The sequence below is a fragment of the Hymenobacter sp. APR13 genome, from assembly GCF_000737515.1.
Classification (GTDB): Bacteria; Bacteroidota; Bacteroidia; order Cytophagales; family Hymenobacteraceae; genus Hymenobacter.
In genome coordinates this window covers 4,068,144-4,088,690 of the sequence record NZ_CP006587.1, presented here as the reverse complement: position 1 = coordinate 4,088,690, position 20,547 = coordinate 4,068,144, and the positions used below count along the sequence as shown (strand labels likewise).

General features: G+C 64.3%; 18 protein-coding genes. 15 read left to right on the top strand and 3 right to left on the bottom strand.

The window, feature by feature from the left end; all coding sequences use genetic code 11:
- Window positions 1-51: 51 nt before the first annotated feature.
- Window positions 52-1,434, bottom strand: coding sequence for a sensor histidine kinase (locus tag N008_RS17055; RefSeq protein WP_044017595.1), 1,383 nt, complete (start codon window positions 1,432-1,434; stop codon window positions 52-54).
- A gap of 272 nt (window positions 1,435-1,706) precedes the next feature.
- Window positions 1,707-2,381: a response regulator transcription factor gene (locus tag N008_RS17050; RefSeq protein WP_044017594.1), complete on the bottom strand. Its 675-nt coding sequence runs from the start codon at window positions 2,379-2,381 to the stop codon at window positions 1,707-1,709.
- 207 nt (window positions 2,382-2,588) lie between these two features.
- Here N008_RS17050 and N008_RS17045 point away from each other — a divergent pair, with 207 nt between their 5' ends.
- The 11 genes from N008_RS17045 to N008_RS16995 all read left to right on the top strand — a co-directional run bounded on the left by N008_RS17045 (window position 2,589) and on the right by N008_RS16995 (window position 14,424).
- Window positions 2,589-2,987: a hypothetical protein gene (locus N008_RS17045; protein WP_044017593.1), complete on the top strand. Its 399-nt coding sequence runs from the start codon at window positions 2,589-2,591 to the stop codon at window positions 2,985-2,987.
- A gap of 240 nt (window positions 2,988-3,227) precedes the next feature.
- On the top strand, window positions 3,228-6,416 hold the full coding sequence (locus N008_RS17040) for an efflux RND transporter permease subunit (RefSeq protein ID WP_081910858.1): 3,189 nt from the start codon (window positions 3,228-3,230) through the stop codon (window positions 6,414-6,416).
- Between the two features lie 37 nt (window positions 6,417-6,453).
- Window positions 6,454-7,653 carry a TolC family protein gene (locus N008_RS22730; protein ID WP_197062886.1) on the top strand — a complete coding sequence of 400 codons (1,200 nt, stop codon included), beginning with the start codon at window positions 6,454-6,456 and terminating at the stop codon, window positions 7,651-7,653.
- A 62-nt stretch (window positions 7,654-7,715) separates the two neighbouring features.
- Window positions 7,716-8,921 carry an efflux RND transporter periplasmic adaptor subunit gene (locus N008_RS17030; RefSeq protein ID WP_044017591.1) on the top strand — a complete coding sequence of 402 codons (1,206 nt, stop codon included), beginning with the start codon at window positions 7,716-7,718 and terminating at the stop codon, window positions 8,919-8,921.
- A gap of 277 nt (window positions 8,922-9,198) precedes the next feature.
- A complete protein-coding gene (locus N008_RS17025; RefSeq protein ID WP_081910855.1) occupies window positions 9,199-9,648 on the top strand; it encodes a ubiquinol-cytochrome c reductase iron-sulfur subunit in 450 nt (149 codons plus the stop codon).
- A gap of 111 nt (window positions 9,649-9,759) precedes the next feature.
- The gene (locus N008_RS17020; RefSeq protein ID WP_052381666.1) at window positions 9,760-10,221 is read left to right on the top strand and encodes a thioredoxin family protein; all 462 of its coding nucleotides are present in this window, start codon (window positions 9,760-9,762) and stop codon (window positions 10,219-10,221) included.
- A 56-nt stretch (window positions 10,222-10,277) separates the two neighbouring features.
- The gene (locus N008_RS17015) at window positions 10,278-11,342 is read left to right on the top strand and encodes an FAD:protein FMN transferase (RefSeq protein WP_052381665.1); all 1,065 of its coding nucleotides are present in this window, start codon (window positions 10,278-10,280) and stop codon (window positions 11,340-11,342) included.
- Between the two features lie 8 nt (window positions 11,343-11,350).
- Entirely contained in the window at window positions 11,351-11,584 is a 234-nt protein-coding gene (locus tag N008_RS17010; protein WP_052381898.1) for a DUF4266 domain-containing protein, read from the top strand.
- 87 nt (window positions 11,585-11,671) lie between these two features.
- On the top strand, window positions 11,672-12,946 hold the full coding sequence (locus N008_RS17005; RefSeq protein WP_052381664.1) for a DUF3570 domain-containing protein: 1,275 nt from the start codon (window positions 11,672-11,674) through the stop codon (window positions 12,944-12,946).
- A gap of 503 nt (window positions 12,947-13,449) precedes the next feature.
- Window positions 13,450-13,791: a rhodanese-like domain-containing protein gene (locus N008_RS17000; protein ID WP_052381663.1), complete on the top strand. Its 342-nt coding sequence runs from the start codon at window positions 13,450-13,452 to the stop codon at window positions 13,789-13,791.
- A 138-nt stretch (window positions 13,792-13,929) separates the two neighbouring features.
- Window positions 13,930-14,424, top strand: a complete 495-nt coding sequence (locus N008_RS16995; protein ID WP_044017588.1) for a GNAT family N-acetyltransferase — start codon at window positions 13,930-13,932, stop codon at window positions 14,422-14,424.
- A 71-nt stretch (window positions 14,425-14,495) separates the two neighbouring features.
- Here the strand turns inward: N008_RS16995 and alaS are convergent, their stop codons facing one another.
- A complete protein-coding gene (gene alaS, locus N008_RS16990) occupies window positions 14,496-17,180 on the bottom strand; it encodes an alanine--tRNA ligase (protein WP_044017587.1) in 2,685 nt (894 codons plus the stop codon).
- Window positions 17,181-17,421: 241 nt separating this feature from the next.
- On the opposite strand from alaS, the gene N008_RS16985 reads away from it, so the two are divergent.
- From N008_RS16985 to N008_RS16975, 4 genes are all read left to right on the top strand, one after another.
- Window positions 17,422-17,784 (top strand): MerR family transcriptional regulator, encoded by a 363-nt coding sequence (locus tag N008_RS16985; protein WP_044017586.1) that lies wholly within the window; start codon window positions 17,422-17,424, stop codon window positions 17,782-17,784.
- Between the two features lie 70 nt (window positions 17,785-17,854).
- The gene (locus N008_RS23285) at window positions 17,855-18,118 is read left to right on the top strand and encodes a hypothetical protein (RefSeq protein ID WP_071884557.1); all 264 of its coding nucleotides are present in this window, start codon (window positions 17,855-17,857) and stop codon (window positions 18,116-18,118) included.
- A gap of 18 nt (window positions 18,119-18,136) precedes the next feature.
- Window positions 18,137-19,273 carry a DNA-processing protein DprA gene (gene dprA, locus N008_RS16980; protein WP_044017585.1) on the top strand — a complete coding sequence of 379 codons (1,137 nt, stop codon included), beginning with the start codon at window positions 18,137-18,139 and terminating at the stop codon, window positions 19,271-19,273.
- A gap of 265 nt (window positions 19,274-19,538) precedes the next feature.
- A complete protein-coding gene (locus tag N008_RS16975) occupies window positions 19,539-20,357 on the top strand; it encodes an aminotransferase class IV (RefSeq protein ID WP_044017584.1) in 819 nt (272 codons plus the stop codon).
- The last annotated feature ends 190 nt before the right edge of the window (window positions 20,358-20,547 follow it).

Below are 20,547 nucleotides of genomic sequence, written 5' to 3'. Positions count from 1 at the left end.
CAGTGTTACCGCCAAACTACAAACCAGCCCAAGGCCGCCCCAACGCCGCGCTCAGCCGGCCGGAAACAGCAGCGTAAACGTGCTGCCGCGCCCCGGCGTACTGGCCACGGCCAGCTCAATGCCCAGCAGCGCGCAGGCCCGCGCTACGATGGACAGGCCCAGCCCGGTGCCCCCGATTTCCTTGTGCGCCAGGGCGTCGGAGCGGTACAGCGGGTCGAAGATGCGGCCCAGGTCTTCGGGCCGGATGCCGATGCCCTCATCGGAAATGGTGCAGCGCTGGCGGGCGCCGGCCTCATCCAGCGCTACCGTGATGGTGGAGCCGGCCGGCGAGTATTTCACGGCGTTGTCGAGCAGGTTATCCAGAATCAGGTCTACCAGGTAGGGGTCGGAGTGGATGGGCGGCGTGTCGGCGTCCTGCACGTCTACCCGGATGCGGCGGGCCTCCAGGGCGGCGCGGCGGCGGTGCAGCACGTCGTGCACGCTGCTGAGCACGGGCAGCTCTTGGCGGTGCTCAACCTGTGGGGCGCTGTCGAAGCGGGCCAGCAGCAGCAGCTGGTCTACGAGGTGCGTGAGGCGGTCTATTTCCTGAACGCTGAGCGTGATGTTCTCGACGTACTCGGCGGCGCTGCGGGGCTTGCGCACCAGCACTTCCAGGGTGCCCTTGAGCACGGCCAGCGGCGTGCGCAGCTCGTGCGAGGCGTCGGCCGTGAACTGCTTTTCGCGGACCACGGCTTTCTCCATGCGCTCCAGCAGTTGGTTGATGGCCGAGGCCAGCGTGTGCAGCTCGTCGGGGCGGGGCGGCAGGGCAATGCGCTCGGCCAGGTTGCTCTGGGTGATGCGGTTGGTGGTGGCCGTGATGGCCGCAATGGGCGAAATACTGCGCCCCGCCAGCAGCCGCGCAATGCCAAACAGCACCAGCAGCACCACCGGAAATGAGCCCAGCAGCACCGTTTCCAGACTCTGCAGCACGTGCCGCGCCGACTCCGAGGAAATGGCGGCCAGCAGATAGCCCACCGGCCGGCCGTTGCGCAGCACCGGCTCCTGCAGCTGCCGGATGGCCGCCCCGCGCAGCTGCGCGTTCAGCGGCACGTGGCCGTCGGCGGCCGGGTCGAACTCCAGGCGGGCGCTGTTGAGGTTGGGCGAGCGGTCCGTGGCGCGGCCCTGCAGGTCGGCCACCTGAATAAACACCGGATTCACCTGCACTTCGCGGTGCTCCCGCTCCTGCCACTCCTGCTTGCGGGCAAACCGCATCCGGCCACCCTCCACCACCAGCTCCCGCATGTGCTTGGCCACCTCAAAGCGCAGGCTGCCATCCAGCTCTGCATACACCTGATTTTTCACCACGCCATACACCATGCCATACACCACCGCCACCAGCGCCGCCGTAGCCAGTATGTAGTGCAGCGCAATCCGGTTTTTGAAGGTGAAGGGCATTTTTGTTTGTGATGAGGTGACAGGTGACAGGTGACAGGTGACAGGTGACAGGTGACAGGTGACAGGTAAAGAAAGAACGTCATTCCGAGCTTGCGAGGAATCTCGCCAGCTTGGTAATCACTGGGAAGCGGGCTCCCCCTCTCCACGGGAGAGGGGGCCGGGGGTGAGGCCCACGTCAGCACGCGAGATTCCTCGCTGTGCTCGGAATGACGGCCTGACGTTTCACCTCATCACCCCATCACCTCTTCACTTCATCACCCCAACAAAAAAACCTAATCCCGGGCGACGTAGCCGATGCCGCGGATGGTTTGCAGGTAGTCGTCGTCTTTGCTGAAGCCCAGCTTTTTGCGGAGCGCGTTCATGTACACGTCGATGACGCCGGTGTTGTATTCGAAATGAATATCCCAGACGTTTTCGATGATGCTCTGGCGGCGGCAGACCTTGCCTTTGTGGCGCAGCAGGTACTCCAGCAGCGCAAACTCCTTCTGAGTCAGGGCAATTTCCTGCTGGTCTTTGTAGACCTGGTGCGTGCCCACGTCCAGCACAACGGGGCCGACCGTGAAACGCTCCGCTTCGCCAGTGGGCGCGGGTGCGGGGCGCAGCTGCACCCGGATACGCTCCAGCAGCTCCTCGAAATGGAAGGGCTTTTTGATGTAGTCGTTGGCGCCGGCCTGCAGGCCCGCCACGGTATCGGGCACGGTGTCTTTGGCGGTAAGGAAGATGAGGGGCGTGGCGTGATGGGCCGCGCGCAGCTGTTGGCACAGCTCCAGCCCGGTGAGGCCGGGCAGCATCCAGTCCACGAGCAGCAAATCGTAGGCACCGGCCAGGGCGCGGGCCAGGCCGGTGGTGCCGTTGTCGGCCACGTCCACGGCAAAGCCCTCCTCTTCCAGGCCCTGCTTCAGGAAGCGCGCAATGCCGGGCTCGTCTTCGATTACCAGAATATGCATAAGGCCAGGCGTAGCGAAATGGCGCGCGGCACCAGCCGGCCGCCGCGAAACAGTCTGCGAACCTAACTACAAACCCGGCGGCAAGATGCCCGCCAGCGGCGGCAAAATGGCATTTTAAGAAAACTTTAAGTTGGTTGTAAGGCCCCGCTAAGGCGCGGTGCCGTTCTTTGCAGCATCAAATCCGGCCCGGCCGGGCCCGTCTTTGGTATGAGAAGTCTCGTTTCCCTGTTGCTGAGTGTGCTGATGCTGGCCAGCAGCCTGCTGCCGCGCCACGACCTGGCCGAGCTGGGCCGGCTGCCGCGCCTGCTGGAGCACTACCGCCAGCACCAGGCCCTGCCTGGCTCCCTCAGCTTCGGCGAGTTTCTGGTGCTGCACTACAGCAGCACCGGCCGCCAGACGCACACCGGCCGCACCCCCACCGAGCACCAGGACCTGCCCCTGCACGACTGCCACCACGCCGCCGTGCCGGTGGTATGCGTGCTGCCCACCGTGCTGGTGCTGCCCGTGGCGTTTGCCAGCTGGCCCGCCCCGGCCTACCAGCCGGCCGCCCACCCCTGCTGCCCCAGCGGCCACGCCTCGGGCCGCTGGCAGCCGCCCTGCGCCTAGCGCCGCGTGCCCGGCGCCGCTTTGGTGGCGCCTCCCTCCTTCTGTTTTATTTCCTGCCGACTGCGTTTCTTCGGGTAGCTACCCGTAGAGCGGTCTGCCCCTGAGCGCGCCCCGCTGTTGCGCCAGGTGGCTGAGCGGCTGCGGCAACTCCGGTGCAGCTTTTAGCCGCGCCTGTAGAGCTGTGCCGGCCGGCTGCCCGTGCTCCGGCCAGCTTCCTTTTCTTCTTCTACCCGACTTCTGATGCTTTCTAAAATCATAGCCGCCAGTATCCGCAACAAGCTGATGGTGGTGCTGATGCTGGTGGCCCTGGTGGGCTGGGGCGGCTACTCGGCCCTGCACCTGCCCCTCGATGCCATTCCCGACGTGACCAACAACCAGGTGCAGGTCATCACCCAGAGCCCCGCGCTGGCCGCCCAGGAGGTGGAGCAGCTGCTCACGGTGCCGCTGGAGCTACAGCTGCGCACCATTCCCGGCGTCATCGAAATCCGCTCGATTTCCCGCTTTGGGCTGTCGGTGATTACCGTGGTGTTCGACGACGACGTGCCCACGCTCCAGACCCGGCAGCTGGTGGCCGAAAAGCTTACCTCCGCCCAACCCGACCTCGGCGACAACGCCCGCCCCCAGATGGCCCCGATTACCACCGGCCTGGGCGAGATTTTCCAGTACAGCATCCGGGTGAAGAAGGGCTACGAAGGCCGCTACTCGCTGGCGAAGCTGCGCGACGTGCAGGACTGGCTGGTGAAGCGCCAGCTGGCCGGCGTGCCCGGCGTGGTAGACGTGAGCAGCTTCGGCGGCATGGTGCGCCAGTACGAGGTGAGCGTCAGCCCCGACCGCCTCAACGCGGCCGGCGTGACCATGCCCGAGCTGTTTCAGGCCCTGCAGGACAACAACGCCAACACCGGCGGCAGCTACCTGGAGCGCGGCCCCAACGCCTACTTCATCAGGGGCGAAGGCCGCGTAAACTCGCTGCAGGATATCGGCACCATCGTCATCAAGCAGGCCAGCCAGAACGCGCCGCTGCTGGTGCGCGACGTGGCCGACGTGCGCTTCGGGCACTCCGTCCGCTACGGCGCCATGACCCGCAACGGCCAGGGCGAAACCGTGGGCGGCATTGTGCTGATGCTGAAGGGCGCCAGCTCCGAGCAAACCATCAAGGGCGTGAAGGAGCGGGTAGCTGAAATCGAGAAAACCCTGCCCGCCGGCCTGGAAATCCTGCCCTTCCTCGACCGCACCAAGCTCATCGACAAGGCCATTGCCACCGTGAGCCGCAACCTGCTGGAGGGCGCCGTAATTGTGCTGGTGGTGCTGCTGGTGCTGCTCGGCAACGGGCGCGGCGGGCTGGTGGTGGCCTCCATGATTCCGCTGTGCATGCTGTTTGCGCTGGGCATGATGCGCACGTTTGGCGTGTCGGCCAACCTGATGAGTTTGGGCGCGCTGGACTTTGGGCTGATTGTGGACGGGGCCGTGATTATCGTGGAAGCCATGATCTTCCACCTCGTGCACTTCCGGGCCCAGACCGCGCACGAAACCATGGACCAGGTGGCCGAAACTGCCGCCACCCGCCTGATGCGCTCGGCCCTGTTCGGGCAGCTCATCATCCTCATCGTGTACTTCCCCATCCTGGCCCTCACCGGCATCGAGGGCAAGATGTTCCGGCCCATGGCCCTGACCGTGAGCTTCGCCATTATGGGCGCCATGCTGCTGTGCCTCACCTACGTGCCGGCCGTGTCGGCGTGGGCGCTGCGCAAAGACATCAAGGAGGAAGGCACCCTCGCCGACCGCATCATGAAGTTTCTGTACCGCGGCTACAAGCCGCTGATTGAGGGCGCCCTGCGGCTGCGCGGGGCGGTGGTGGCGGCGGCCGTTGCGCTGCTGGTGCTGGCCGGCTGGCTGTTTTCGCGCATGGGCGGCGAGTTTATTCCGCAGCTTGACGAGGGCGATTTCGCCGTGAACGTGACTTTGGCCCCCGGCTCGTCGCTGGCCCAGAGCATTGCCACCACCACCCAGGTGCAGCAGATTCTGCTGAAAAACTTCCCCGAGGTCCTTCAGGTGGTGGGCAAAATCGGCACCTCCGAAATCCCCACCGACCCCATGTCGTTTGAAGATTCCGACCAGATGGTGATTCTCAAAGACCAGAAAGACTGGACCTCGGCCACCTCGCGCGAGGAGCTGGCCGACAAGATGCAGCAGGCCCTGGCCGGCGTGCCGGGCGTGAGCATGGAGTTTCAGCAGCCCATTCAGATGCGCTTCAACGAACTGATTTCGGGCGCCAAGTCGGATATCAGCATCAAAATCTACGGCGACGACCTGGCCCTGCTCTTCGAGAAAGCCAACCAGGCCGCCACTTTCATCCGCCCGCTGGCCGGCGTCGGCGACCTGAAGGTGGAGCAGATTGCGGCCCTGCCGCAGCTGCGCGTGACGTACGACCGCCAGAAAATGGCCCAGTACGGTTTGCGCATCTCCGACCTGAACGCGCTGCTGCGCACCTCGTTTGCCGGCGACGTGGCCGGCCAGGTGTACGAGGGCGAGCGGCGCTACGACCTGGTGGTGCGTCTCGACAGCGCCAGCCGCCAGGGCCTGCAGGATCTGCGCAACCTCTACGTGGATACGCCCACGGGCCAGAAAATTCCGCTGGAGGAAGTGGCCACCGTGGCCTACCGCAGCGCCCCGGCCCAGATTTCGCGCGACGATGCCCGCCGCCGCATCAACATCGGGGTGAACGTGCGCGGCCGCGACGTGCAGAGCCTGGTGGAGGAAATTCAGGGCCGGCTCGACCAGGGGTTGAAGCTGCCCGCCGGCTACACCATCAAGTACGGCGGCGCCTTCGAGAACCTGCAGCAGGCCAAGGCCCGCCTGAGCGTGGTGGTGCCCATTTCGCTGGCCTTGATTTTCCTGCTGCTTTATCTGTCGTTTCAGTCGGTGAAGCAGGCGGCGCTGATTTTCACGGGTATTCCGCTGGCTACCATCGGTGGCATTCTGGCGCTGTGGCTGCGCGGGATGCCGTTCAGCATTTCAGCCGGCGTGGGCTTTATTGCGCTGTTTGGGGTGGCTGTGCTCAACGGCATCGTGCTGGTGGCCAGCCTCAACGAGCTGGCCCTGGAAGGCGTGCGCAACGTGCGCGAACGGGTGCTACGGGCCACCGCAGAGCGGTTCCGGCCGGTGCTGCTCACGGCCTCGGTGGCCTCGCTGGGCTTCCTGCCGATGGCGCTAAGCACCTCCGCCGGCGCCGAAGTACAGAAGCCGCTGGCTACCGTCGTTATCGGCGGGCTGATTACGGCCACGCTGCTCACGCTGCTGGTGCTGCCCGTGCTTTATACCTTCTTCACGGATGATGGCGAAGCAACGAGTGCCTCACCCCCCGGCCCCTCTCCTTCAGAGAGGGGGAGCCGGACGATTCAGAACCGCGCCACCGTGGCTCCCCCTCTCTGAAGGAGAGGGGCCGGGGGGTGAGGCCCTTGCGTTAGGCTTGGCGTTGCTCCTCCTGCTGCTACCCTTCAGCAGCTCTGCCCAAACCGCCCCCGCCCCTACCGGCCCGCTTACCTTGCAACAGGCATTGCAAACCGGCCTTAGCCAGAACCTGTCGGTGCAGTCGTCGGCGCTGCAGGTGCAGCAGCAGCGGGCCCTCACCCGCACCGGCTACGACATTCCGCGCACTGTGCTCGACTACCAGCGGGGCCAGATTTCGGGCGGCCTGATTGACCAGAGCTTCAACGTCATTCAGCAAACGGCCCTGCCTAACGTGTACGCCGCCCAACGCCGGCTGCTGGAAAGCCAGGCCCTCACGGCCGAGCAGCGCGGCCGCGTGCAGCGCCGCGAGCTAAGCCAGAACATCCGCAGCAGCTACTCGCAGCTGCTGCTCACGTACCGCCGCGCCGCCCTACTGCGCCGCCAGGACAGCCTCTACCGCCGGGCCGCCCGGGCCGCCCGCATCCGCTACCAGGTAGGCGAAACCAACCGTCTGGAGCAGGTGTCGGCCGAGGCTCGCTCGCGGGAGCTGCAGAACCGGCTGGCCACCACGGCCACCGAGCTGGCCGTGCGCCAACAGCAGCTGGCGCTGCTGCTGGGCAGCGGCCTGCCGGCCGCCATCGACACCAGCGCCAGCCTCGTGGCCCAGCTCAGCCCCGCCGATACGGCCACCCTCTCCCCCGACTCCAACCCCACCCTGGGCCTCTTGCAGCAGGAAGTGGCGCAAAGCCAGCTGCAGACCCGCGTGGAGCAGCTGCGCCGCCTGCCCGACGTGCGGGTGGGCTACTTCAACCAGACCATCAACAAGGAGCGCGGCTTTCAGGTGGTGCAGGGCGGTATTTCGGTGCCGCTGCTGGGCGGCGCGCAGAAGGGTCGCATTGCGGCGGCCCGCCTCGGCGAGCAGGTGGCGGCCAGCCAGCTCACCTACGCCACCACCCAGCTTTCCGGCCAGCTGGGCCAGATCCGGCAGCAGCTTGCCCGCGCCCGCGCCTCGCTCAGCTACTACGAGCAGTATGCTTTGCCCCAGGCGAAACTCATTTTGAGCACCGCTGAAAAGAGCTTTCGAGCCGGCGACATCGACTACGTGACCTACGTGGTGAACACCGAGCCGGCCTGGCAGATCCAGCAAGCCTACCTCGACCAGGTGCAGCAGTACAACGAGTACGTCATTGCCCTGCAGGGCCTCAGCGGCACCGACTGATGCGCCGCTTTTCTTCCCCAATATCTTCCTCTGTTTATCCCGCGCCCAGGCGCTTTTGCCATATGAAATCCGCTTCTTCCTCCCTGACGCTCTTTTTGCTGATGCCCACGCTGGCGGGCCTGCTGGCCGCCTGCAACGGCGGCGCTTCCACCCAGGCCGATGCCGCCGCGCCGCCCGCCCCGCCGGCCGCTCCCGCCAACCCCGACCTGGTCACGATTTCCGCCGCCCAGGCCCGGGCCGCCGGCATTACGCTGGGCGGGTTTACGCGCCAGAACATGGCCTCCGAGGTGATGGCCAACGGCGTCATCGACGTGCCGCCGCAGAACATGGTGTCCATATCGGCGGTGCTGGGTGGCTATGTGCAGCAGGTGAAGGTGCTGCCCGGGCAGTTCGTGAAAAAAGGCGCGGTGGTGGCCGTGCTGCGCCACCCCGACTACCTCAAGCTGCAGCAGGACTACCTGCAAAGCCTAGCCCGCTCCCGCTTCCTGAGCCAGGAGCTGGAGCGCCAGCGCATTCTGGATGTGGAAGACGTGGGCGCCAAGCGCAAGCTGCAGCAGGCCCAGGCCGACTATGCCACCGAGCAGGCCAGTCAGCGCAGCCTGGCCGCTCAGCTGGCCCAGCTCAACATCTCGGCCAGCCGCCTGGCGGCCTCCGGCCAGATCCAGCCCACCGTCACGCTCACCACGCCGCTGGGCGGCTACGTGAAAACGGTGAGCATCAACCCCGGCCAGTTTGTGAACCCCGCCGACGTGCTGGTAGAAGTGGTAGACCGCTCCGATTTGCACCTACAGCTGAAGGTGTTTGAGCGCGACATTGCCCGCGTGCAGCTGGGCCAGCCCATTCTGTTTACGGTGCCGGCCCGCGGCACCAGCGGCCCGGTGCTGCGGGCCCGGGTGTTTCTGGTGGGCAAGGCCTTCGACGACGACGCCCGCACAGTTGCCGTGCATGCCCACCTCGAAGGCAACGACGCCGACAACCTGCTGCCGGGCCAGTACGTGGCCGCCCGCATCCAAACGGCCGGCCAGCGCGTGCGCACCCTACCCGAAGACGCCATCATTCAAGCCGGGGAAATGAGCTACGCCTACGTGCAGACCGCCACCACCGACAGCACCGCCACCTTCCGGCGCATCCAGCTCCGCCCCGGCGCCACCGCCCACGGCGACGTAGCCGTGGCCCTGCTGACGCCCGTGCGCGACACCCTGCGCGTGGTGCAGCACGGCGCCTACTTTCTGGCCGCCGAGCATAGTAAAGGCCAGGGCGACGAGTAGCGGACACCGAACCTCGTTTTTTAAGTGAATATTAAGGTCTGACTCACCTGAATTTCACTTACAACCTCGTTATTCGCCTGATTCCATTTCCTGCGGCTGCCCTCCAGAATGCCTGATTGCCAGCCGACTGCGCTTCTTCGGCCTGCCCGGGCCACCGGCCTCATCGGCAACCTGGCGTCTGCCGGCCGGTGCGGCAGACGCCGGGCGGCCGCGGCAATCCGCGCAGGCGGCTTTCCTCGTTCTTGATTTAGCTTCTCATTCCCAGCCTTCGCCCCCTATGGCCACTCCTTCCGCAATGGACCGCAAAGAATTTCTGCAGCTTTTTGGCATGGGGGCCACGGCCCTGGTGGCGTCGGTGTGCCTGGGCGGCTGCGGCAGCAAAAGCAGCGACCCGGCCCCCACTCCGGCCACCAACGTCGACTTCACCGTGGACCTGACGGCCAGCAGCAGCGCCGACCTCAACGACGCCGCCAAAGGCTACATCTACGGGCCCAACCGCGACGTGATAGTGGCCAAGACCACGGCCGGCGCCTACGTTGCCTTCCAGGCTCCCTGCCCCCACCAAGGCACCAGCGTGTACTTCAACCAAAGCCAGAGCCGCTTTATCTGCCCCAACCACAACGCCGTGTTTACGGTGGGAGGCGCCGTGGTGAGTGGGCCGGTGTCGCAGGGCCTTAAGCAGTACACCGTGGTGCAAACCGGCACGTCCCTGCGCATCACGGGCTAGCGCTGCCTTAAGATCAACTTAAGATTGCACCAATCCGGGGCGGGGATCGTACGGGTAGCACGGTTTATGTTTTAATTTGATTTTAATTCTTCACCTGACCTGTTTCCGCCCATGCGCTTCCCTGCCCTTTGCCTCTCCGCTCTGCTGATCACCGTTGGTGCCCGGGCCCAGGCCCAGACGGCTCCCGCTTCCTGGAACACCGATCTGACGGCCGCCATGCAGCAGGCCAAAGCCACCAACAAGCCCGTGCTGGCCGTTTTTTCGGGCTCCGACTGGTGCAAGCCCTGCATCATGCTCAAGCAGGAAGTATTCGATAAGCCGGAGTTCGAGCAGTTTGCCAAAGACAAATTCGTGCTGGCCCGCTTCGATTTCCCGCGCAGCAAGAAAAACAAGCTGCCCGCCACCCAGACCAAAATCAACGAGCAGGCCGCGGCCCAGCTCAACAAGGAAGGTGCGTTTCCGCTGGTGGTGCTGCTCTCCCCCGAGGGCAAGGTGCTGGCCAAAACCGGCTACCGCCCCGGCGGGGCCACGGCCTACGACGCCTACCTCTCGCAACTGCTGGCTAAGAAATAACTCCGGTGCGCACTCTTCTCACATGGTCCGGCGCTTTCCTTTCGCGGAAAGCGCCGTTGCTGTTAGCTTTCGGCAGCCTGCTGGCCGGCGCCTGCCCAACTCACGCGCAGACGGCGGCAGCGGGGAAGGCCCCGGCCACCGGTGCGCCGGCTAAAACGCGCAACTTCACCCGCTCGGCCCACCTGATGGGCTCGCACTTCACATTCACGGCCGTCTCCGACGACGACTCGCTGGCGTGGCGGGCGGTGCGGGCCGGCATCCGGGAAGGCCAGCGCATCGACCGGCTGTGCTCCTACTGGGATTCCACCTCGCAGATCACCCAGATCAACCGCGCGGCGGGGCTGCGGCCGGTAATCGTCGACCAAGAGGTGTACGATTTGATTCAGCGCACGCTCAAGCTCTCGGCCCTCAGCGACGGCGCCTTCGACATCACCTTCGCCGGCGGCGAGAAGATCTACAAGTTCGACAAGCAGGAGCACGCCGCTTTGCCGGCTCCGGAAGTGGTAAAAGCCTCCGTGCGCCGCATCGACTACCGCAAGGTACTGCTCGACCCGGCCACGCACTCCGTGATGCTGCAGGACAAGGGCATGCGCCTGAACCTGGCCGGCATCCTGCAGGGCTATGGGGTGCGCCGCGCCCAGGCCCTGATGCGGCAGATGGGCATTCGGGGCGGCCTCATCAACGGCTCCGGCGACGTGTCGTGCTGGGGCCGGCAGGCCGACGGCTCGCTGTGGCGCATTGCCATCGGCGACCCGGCCTACCCGCAGTCGGTGTCGTCGTGGCTGACGGTGACCGACGTGGCCGTGGTGACGGCCGGCAACTACGAGCAGTATTTCACGGTGAAAGGCCAGTACTACGGCCACATCATCGACCCCAAAACCGGCTATCCGGCCACCGGCCTGCGCTCGGTCACCATCATCTGCCCCGATGTGGAGCTGGCCGATGGCCTCGACGAGGTGGTGTTCGTGAAAGGCCCCGAGGCCGGCCTGGCCTTCATCAACAAGCTCAAAGGCGTGGACTGCACGCTCATCACCAACGACGGCCGCACCCTGGCATCCAAGGGTATGGCCCTGAACTACTACTCCACGCAGCCCGCCAAAACGGCCGCCCCAACCCCATGACCAACCCTATGACTCTCCCCAACTTTGCCCGGCTGGCGCTGGGTGGCCTGCTGCTGGCCGGCGGCAGCGGCCTGAGCAGCTGCGTCTCGGTGGCGGCCTACCAGAAAGTGTACCTCAACGACGAGGACATGAAGCTGAGCAACAAGCGCATTGAGGTGTACGAAACCAACTTCCAGAGCTACCGCGAAGGCGCCGGCGGGGCCAACGGCGGCAAAGTGGGCGGCGGCTGCGGCTGCAACTGACCCCTGACGCCGCCAGCCAGGCGCAACCCTACAGGGGGCCCGGGCCTGGCTTTTTCCTGATTCCTGCTTTTTGCTACCCGACCTTCCATGCACCACACTTCTTCTCCCTTCGTGCCGCGCGGCGCCGCGGCCCTGCTGCTGGCGCTGCTGCCCGCGCTGGCCTGGTCCCAGGCCACGCCCACGCCCAACCGCATCGACGGCTTCGGCACGCCCAACACCACCGCGCCCAGCCCGCCCAACCCCAGCAACCACGGCGAAACCGAGCTGAACATCCTCACCAGCTACTACTCGCAGGATGGCAACCGCGGCGCCGTGGAAGGCGGCATCGGCACCCAGCAGCTCACCGACCTCACGCCCACCATCATCCTGAACGTGCCGCTGGACTCGGCCACCCGGCTGTCGGCCAACCTGGGCCTGGACTACTACTCCTCGGCCTCTACCGACCGGATCGACCAGGTGAATTCGTCGCCGTCCTCTAGCGACACGCGCATTCACCTCGACCTGGGTTTGGCGCGCCAGCTGGCCGATAAGCGCACGATTGTGGGCGTCGGGGCCGGCTTCTCGGCTGAGTACGACTACCTGTCCTTCAACGTGTCGGGCTCCTGGGCCCGCGCCTCCGCCGACGGCAACCGCGAGCTGAGCGTGGCCGGCCAGGTGTTTCTGGATCAGGTGACGGTTATCCGGCCCGTGGAGCTGCGCAACACGCCGGACCCAACCGGCGGCACCACGCGCCAGAGCTACAACCTCAACATCGTGTACTCGCAGGTGCTGAGCCAGCGCCTGCAGGTGGCCGTGAGCACCGAGCTGGTGGCCCAGCGCGGGCTGCTGAGCACGCCCTTCCATCGGGTGTACTTCCGCGAAACCGGCGGCGCCTATGGCACCGCCAAAACCGAGCTGCTGCCCCGCCAGCGCCTGAAATACCCGGTGGGTTTGCGCCTGAACTACTACGCCACCGACCTGGTGCAGCTGCGCGGCTACTACCGTTTCTACAACGACAACTTCGGCATCACGGCCCACACGTTTGAGCTGGAAACGCCGGTGAAGGTGACGCCCTTCTTCGTGCTCTACCCCTTCTACCGCTACCACACCCAAACCGCCGCCGACTACTTCGCGCCCTACCTGGCGCACTCCGTCACCGACGAGTACTACACCTCCGACTACGACCTGGCCGATTTCTCGGCCAACAAGTTCGGGCTGGGGCTGCGCTACTCGCCGGTGTACGGCATCGGCCGCTTCAAAACGCCTTTCAAGGGCCGGGTGGCCAAGTTCAAAGCCCTCGATATCCGCTACGCCTACTACCGCCAGAGCACCGGCCTGACCGCCAACCTCATCAGCGCCGACCTCTCGTTCACGCTGCCCTAGCCTACCGCAACTTGCTGCAACTCCCGTACCCGATCCGGCAACCCGGGTCGGTTATTTTTTGCCGGAGCTGTTTGCGGCTTTCGGGCGTGGCAGTGCCGGAAAAAGCCCCTGCCAGCCCCCGCCCACGCGCCGGACCGGAAAAACACTGAGGGCGGCAACTTAAATACATGAAAATATGTTCATATATTTACTCTGATTTCCTTCACATTTCACCGGCCTGCATGCGGCTGGGTTTCTACGTGGCGGCCCTGATACGGGCCGTCCGCGGGCCGCTCAGTGGCTTTTCTGCTCTTTCTGCAACGCTAATGCCTGGGTGCTGCTGCCTGGCTAGAGCAGCAGTTTCCGCTTTTCACAAACCGCCTTTTGCCAGCGGCTTCCCGGTTTTTGCGGGCAGCTGCTCCCGGCATCTGCCGGGCTCTTCCGCCAGCCGGCGCGTGCGCGTGCACAGCCGTTAGCCGCTGGTTTTTCTGCATTCTTCACTCATCCTTTTTCTCTGTTTTATTATGTCCGACATCCTGAAGTCATCGGCTACTGTTGCCTACCGGGACCTGCCCGCAGACCAATTTGCGGCCGGCGTCCGCCAAGCCGGCACGGTGCTCGTCGATGTGCGTCGCCCCGACGAGTTTGGTGCCGGCCATCTGCCCGGGGCCCTCAACATCGACGTGACGGGCCTCGATTTTGCCCGGCGCATCACCACGCTCAACCCCAACCGCCCCACCTACGTGTACTGCCGCAGCGGCGCGCGCTCGGCCAAAGCCGCAGCCCAGCTCAGCGCGGCCGGCTTCGGGCAGGTGCACAACCTGGCCGGCGGCATCCTCGACTGGGGCAGCCCGCTGGTTCGCTAGCCGCAGCTTCTGATTCGCTGGTAAGGTTTGATGCAAAGCCCCCGGGCGGCCAACAGTTGGCTGCCCGGGGGCGTTGTGTCTTTGGATTGAAGCCTAGCTTCCTGTTATGGGCCGCGGAAGAATCTGTATTTTCAGGCTATGCTGCTACTCCAACCCTTCACCGCTGCCCACTGGCCCGAAGCCCGGGCCATCTACGAGGCCGGCATTGCCACCGGCCAGGCCACGTTCGCCACCGAAGCCCCCACCTGGGACGACTGGGACCGGGGCCACCTGCCCCACAGCCGCCTGGTGGCCCTGGGCGACACCGGCCAGGTGCTGGGCTGGGCGGCTTTGTCGCCGGTATCGGGGCGGTGCGTGTACGGGGGCGTGGGCGAGGTGAGCGTGTACGTGGCCGCCGAGGCCCGCGGCCAGGGCGTGGGCCGGCAGCTGCTGGCGGCGCTGGTAGCCGAATCGGAAGCCCACAACATGTGGACGCTGCAGGCCGGCATCTTCCCCGAAAACGAAGCCAGCGTCCGGCTGCACGAAGCCGCCGGCTTTCGGGTAGTAGGCCGGCGCGAGCGAATCGGGCAGCAGCGCGGCCACTGGCGCGATACGCTGCTGCTGGAGCGCCGCAGCATTACGGTAGGCGTGTAGCTTCCTGTCGACACAAAAAAGCCTCGCCAGTATTGCTGACGGGGCTTTTCGTTTTCTTACGGGAAATGATTCTAAGCCAGCAGGCCGTCAATCAGGCCTTCGGCTTTGCCGATGGCGGCCGGGAGCCCGGCGGCATTTTTGCCGCCGGCCGTGGCGAAGAACGGCTGGCCGCCGCCGCCGCCCTGGATTTCCTTGGCCAGCTCGCGCACCAGCGTGCTGGCGTTGAGCTTGCCGCCTTTGGCCAGCTCGTCGTCGAGCATCACGGCCAGCTGGGGCTTGCCGTCGATTTCGGCGCCGAGGACGGCTACGAGGTTGGGCACGGCCTGGCGCAGGTTGAAGGCCAGGGTTTTGAGGCCGTCGGCGGAGGTAGCCTGCACCTGGGCCGCCAGGAAGCTCACGCCGTGCAGGGCCTTCACCTGGCCCACCAGCTGATCTTTCTGCTGGTTGATGCTCTGCTGGGCAAACTGCTCGATCTGCTTGCGCAGGGTGGTAATTTCCTCGGTCTGCTTCTCGATGCCGGGAATCAGGTGCTGGGGGTTGCCGAGGGACTCGCGCACCTGGGCCAGCAAGTCCAGCTGCTGGTTCACGAAGGCTTCGGCGGCCTCGGCCGTCACGGCCTCAATGCGGCGCACGCCTGCGCCCACGGCGCTTTCACTCGTGATTTTGAAGAAGCCGATGTCGCCGGTGGTGCGCACGTGGGTGCCGCCGCACAGCTCCACCGAGAACTCCCGGTCGAAGGTGATGACGCGCACGAACTCGCCGTACTTCTCCCCGAACAAGGCCGTGGCCCCGAGGGCTTTGGCATCGTGGATGGGCACGTTGCGGCGCTCGTCCAGCGGAATCTGCTGCCGGACACGGGCGTTGACCAGCGTTTCCACCTGGCGCAGCTGGTCGTCGGTGACTTTGGTGAAGTGCGAGAAGTCGAAGCGCAACAGCTTCTCGTTCACGAGCGAGCCTTTCTGGGCCACGTGGCTGCCCACCACCTCCCGCAAAGCGGCCTGCAGCAGGTGAGTGGCGGTGTGGTTGCGCTGAATCTGGGCGCGGCGGGCATGGTCGTAGCGGGCCGTAAACTCGGCGTCGAGGTCCTGGGGCAGCTCCAGCACGGTGTGCACGATGAGGTCGTTTTCCTTTTTCGTGTCGAGCACGCGCACCTTGCTCAGCGGCGACTCCAGGTAGCCGGTGTCGCCAATCTGCCCGCCCGATTCGGCGTAGAACGGCGTCTGGTCGAGCACCACCTGGTACTCGGTTTTGCCTTTGCGGTCGGTGCGGCGGTAGCGCAGGATGCGGGCCGGAGCCTGCTCCTGGTCGTAGCCCACGAAAGCGGGCTGCTCTTCGGATTCGCGCACCACGGTCCAGTCGCTCTGCTCGGTTTCCTGGGCGTTGCGGCTACGGCTTTTCTGCTGCTCCAGCTCCTTCTTAAAGCCTTCCTCGTCCACGCTCAAACCCTTTTCGCGGGCAATGAGGGCGGTTAGGTCGAGCGGGAAGCCGAAGGTATCGGACAGCTCGAAGGCCGTTTTGCCATCGATGCGGCTGCCGTTCTGGCGGAAGCCTTCTTCCAGGGTTTCCAAGCGGCGCAGGCCGTTTTCGAGGGTTTTGAGGAAGGCAATTTCTTCTTCCTCTACCACGCGCTGCACAAACTGCTGCTGCTGCTTGAGCTCGGGGAAAATACCGGCCATCTGGTCGGCCAGCACGGGCACAATCTTGTAGAGGAAGGGCTGCTTCTGGCCCAGCGACGAAAACGCGTAGCGCACGGCCCGGCGCAGAATCCGCCGAATCACGTAGCCGGCCTTCACGTTGCTCGGCAGCTGCCCATCGGCAATGGCGAAGCTGATGGTGCGGATGTGGTCGGCAATAACGCGGATGGCAATATCCGTTTTCTCGTTTTCGGTGGCCGGCTGGTCGTTTACGGTGGCCGGGGCGGTGCCGTGGTACTCCAGGCCTACCTCATTGGCAATGAACTTAATCAGCGGCTGGAATACGTCGGTGTCGTAGTTGGACTTCACGCCCGACACGGCCATCATCAGGCGCTCGAAGCCCATGCCGGTGTCCACGCTCTGCTCGGGCAGCTTGATGAGGCTCTTATCGGCCAGGCGCTGGAACTCCATGAACACGTTGTTCCAGATTTCCACCACCTGCGGATGGTCGGCGTTTACCAGCTCGCGGCCGGGCTTGGCGGCCCGCTCCTCCTCGGAGCGCAGGTCGATGTGAATTTCGGTGCAGGGGCCGCAGGGGCCGGTGTCGCCCATCTCCCAGAAGTTGTCCTTTTTGTTACCGGGCAGAATCCGGTCGTCGGTGGTGTACTGGCGCCAGAGGTCCTGGGTTTCGGTGTCGGCGGCGGTGCCGTCGGCCTTGTCACCCTCGAAATAGGTCACGTAGAGGCGGTCCTTTTCCAGCTTGTACACGTCGGTGAGCAGCTCCCAGGCCCAGGCAATGGCGTCCTTCTTGAAGTAATCCCCAAACGACCAGTTGCCGAGCATCTCGAACATGGTGTGGTGGTAGGTGTCGTAGCCTACCTCTTCCAGGTCGTTGTGCTTGCCGCTCACGCGCAGGCACTTCTGGGTGTCGGCAATGCGCCTGAAGGGCGCGGGCTTGTTGCCCAGGAAGTAATCCTTGAACGGGGCCATGCCCGAGTTGATGAACAGCAGCGTGGGGTCATCTTTCACCACAATCGGGGCCGAGGGCACAATGTGGTGGCCTTTGGAGGCGAAGAAGTCCAGGAACTGCTGGCGGACGTGGGAGGCGGTAGGGAGTGACATAAGAGTAGCGCGAAGGCAGGCTCCGCGACGCGTAGGGTTCGTAAAATTGGCCGCAGCCGGTATTTTGGCTACTTTTCGCAATCAACAGGAATTGCGCCGCCGGCAAAGGTAGCCGACCTGATGTGGAAAGCGAAACCCGAGCAGCAGCGCGAAGCCTTTGCTTCGCGTATTGTCTACTCTGCCGCTGCTTTTCCCGTTCCAGATATACGCGAAGCAAAGGCTTCGCGCTACTGCCCGCCTTATGCCCTACAAAGACCGCGAAATCGAGAAGCAGTACTTCACCATCGGCGAGGTGGCGGCCCAGTTCAACGTGGCCCCGTCGCTGATCCGGTTCTGGGAGACGGAGTTTGAGGAGCTACGGCCGCGCAAAAGCAAGAAGGGTAACCGCCTCTACACGCCCCAGGACGTGGACATTTTCCGCACGATTTACCACCTGGTGAAGGAGCGTGGCTACACCATCCCCGGCGCCCGCGACATGCTCAAGCAGAAAGGCCCCCAGCTCAAGGAGAAAATCGACGTCATCCAGAGCCTGGAGAAAATCCGCAAGTTCATGGTGACAATGAAGAAGGAACTGGACGCTATTGGGAAGGCGCAGCAGGGGTAAATCTGCCTGTCATGCTGAGCGAACGATCCTACTCATATCCGTACAAATTTCTTGATAATGCTGCTAGCCAATGTCTGATTCAGTCCAGTTTTGCCGCATCTGTGGGCTTGCTAACGATGATAATCCCTATGGCGCTACTGGAAATGAGCCTTCCTACTCCCTCTGCCCATGTTGTAATGTAGAACATGGCTATGAAGACTACACAGTGGAGAGTGCACTAGCTTACCGCAAAACCTGGTTAGCTGCTGGCGGCGAATTTGTAGAGCCAAGATTTAAACCGCAGAATTGGAGTTTACCGGAGCAGTTGAAAAACATTCCGACAAGCTATTTATAACTGCTATCCAGTTATTTGATGCCCACTGATTTTAACGATACTCTCCTCCACGAAGTCGCCCTGACGCTGTTCCCCAACATCGGGCCGCAGCTGACGCGACAACTGATGAGCTACGGGGGCTCGGCCCGGAACGTATTGCACCTGCCGCCGGGCAAGCTGCTCAAGATTCCGGGCGTGGGGCCGGCTACGGCGGCTATTCTTACCGGGGCGGAGCGTGGCAACGCGTTGCGGCAGGCCGAGGCCAGTCTGCGCCGGGCGGAGAAGGATGGCGTGCAGCTGCTGTTCTACACAAGCAAGCAATTTCCGGCCCGCCTCAAGCAGATTCCTGACGCTCCCGCCCTACTCTACTACCAAGGCACTGCCGACCTCAACCAGCCCAAAACCCTGGCCCTGGTAGGCACCCGCCAGGCCACCGACTACGGCCGCGAGCAAACCGAGCGGCTCATCAAAGTCGTAGCCTCTCACAAACCACTCATCGTCAGTGGCCTGGCCTACGGCATCGACATTGCGGCCCACCGGGCTGCCCTGCAGGAAGGCCTGGAAACCGTGGGCGTGATGGCCACCGGCCTGGACGTGCTCTACCCGGCCGTGCACCGCAAAACCGCCGAGAAGATGCTTACGCAGGGCGGCCTGCTCACCGAATTCCCCTTCGGCACCCAGCCCGACAAGTACAACTTCCCCAGCCGCAACCGCATCATTGCCGGCCTCTCCGATGGGACCGTGGTGGTGGAAGCCGCCCGCAAAGGCGGGGCCCTGATAACCGCCGACCTGGCCCTGGGCTACGACCGGGACGTGCTGGCCGTGCCCGGCCCGCTGGGCTCCCCCGCCTCCGAAGGCTGCCACGACCTGATTAAAACCAACCGCGCCGCCCTCTACTCCGAGCCCGCCGACATCGAGCAGCTGCTCAACTGGGACCTGGCCCTGCACCTCACCGGCAAGCCCAAAAGCCCCGCCACCTACGACCCGCTGGATTTCACACCCGAGGAACTACAGCTGCTGCTGGTGCTGCAAGCCGCTCCAGGCCGCGAGGAACACCTCGACACGCTGGCCTGGAAAGCGCAGCAGCCGGTGCACCAGGTGGCGTCGCTGCTGCTGGGGCTGGAGTTTAGGAGCGTGCTGAAGGCGCTGCCGGGCAAACGGTTTGGGCTGTTATAGCACTTAAAAACAGTAGCTAAAAATCGTGGAACGCCAAAATGTTCCACGGGGAACCTTACGCCGGAAAACCTGCATTTTCGGCCGGAACCGCAAGTTTTCAGCGCCTTACCAACCAGGAAATAAATCTGTTTTTTTACCAAGCGGGAGCCTAAGGACCCACAGACACGCCAAATGGAGCAGTCTGGTGACCGATGCATGGGTGCAAGCAGAAGCCTAGAACCGGCTTGCCCTGCTGGTTCCGGCCGGGGCTGCTTTCTTTGCGGGTATGATGGTGCTTTATAACGGCGAGCTACTGCCGGCCGACGCGGTGCGCCTGCCGCTGCCCAACCGGGGCCTGTACTTCAACGACGGCTTCTTCGAAACGCTGGTGTGGGAACCGACCGGCCTGCGCTACCTCCCCCATCACCTAGCGCGCATGCAGCGGGCAGCCGCCGCCCTGGGCCTACAGTTGCCCGCCACCCTGGCTACCGGCGCCACTCTCACCACCACCGTGCGGCAGCTGGCCGCTACTGCCCCAGAGCCGCTGCAGCGCATCCGGCTGCAGCTCTGGCGCAGCGGCGGCGGCCTCTACGCCCCCACCACCCCGCAAACCGACTGGCTGTTGACCACCCAGCCCTTCACGGCCCTGGAAACGCCCATTCAGCAGTGCGACTTCGCGGAAACCGTGCGCACGCACGCCTCGGCGGTGTCGTTCTGCAAAGGCCCCAATGCCCTCACGTACGTATTGGCGGCGCAGGAGCGGCAGCGGCGCGGACTGGATGAGGTCATTCTGCTCTCGCACGAGGGCTACGTGGCCGAAACGGTAGCGGCTTGCGTTGGCTGGGTTCGGGCGGGCATTCTCTACGTGCCGGCCGAAGCCGCCGGGGGCATAGCCGGGACCCGACTGGCCCACCTGCGGGGGGTGGCGGCTTCATTGGGGGTTTCCTGGCAGGAAGGGGTATATCAGCCTGCGGAACTATTGCGGGCCGAAGCGGTATTTACGGCCAATATTGCCGGCATCAGGCCCGTGCAGGCAATCCACGGCCAATTATTCGACTCGGTGGCGCACCCGCTGCTTCGGCGGCTACAGAAGGCGGAGCGTTAGTAGCCTTGCTGTTCCCTGTCTGCGTTGCCATGCTTTCAGCAGAAACTCACTGCTGTTTTATTGCTTCAATGACTCTCCGCTATGCCAAAGCATTTTGCCTGTAGCGCACTATGCAATATCAAAATAATCACACTTCAATAAAAAGGCAAAAGCAGTCTACCCGTAACCTCACATAGAGCTTATGCTGTTG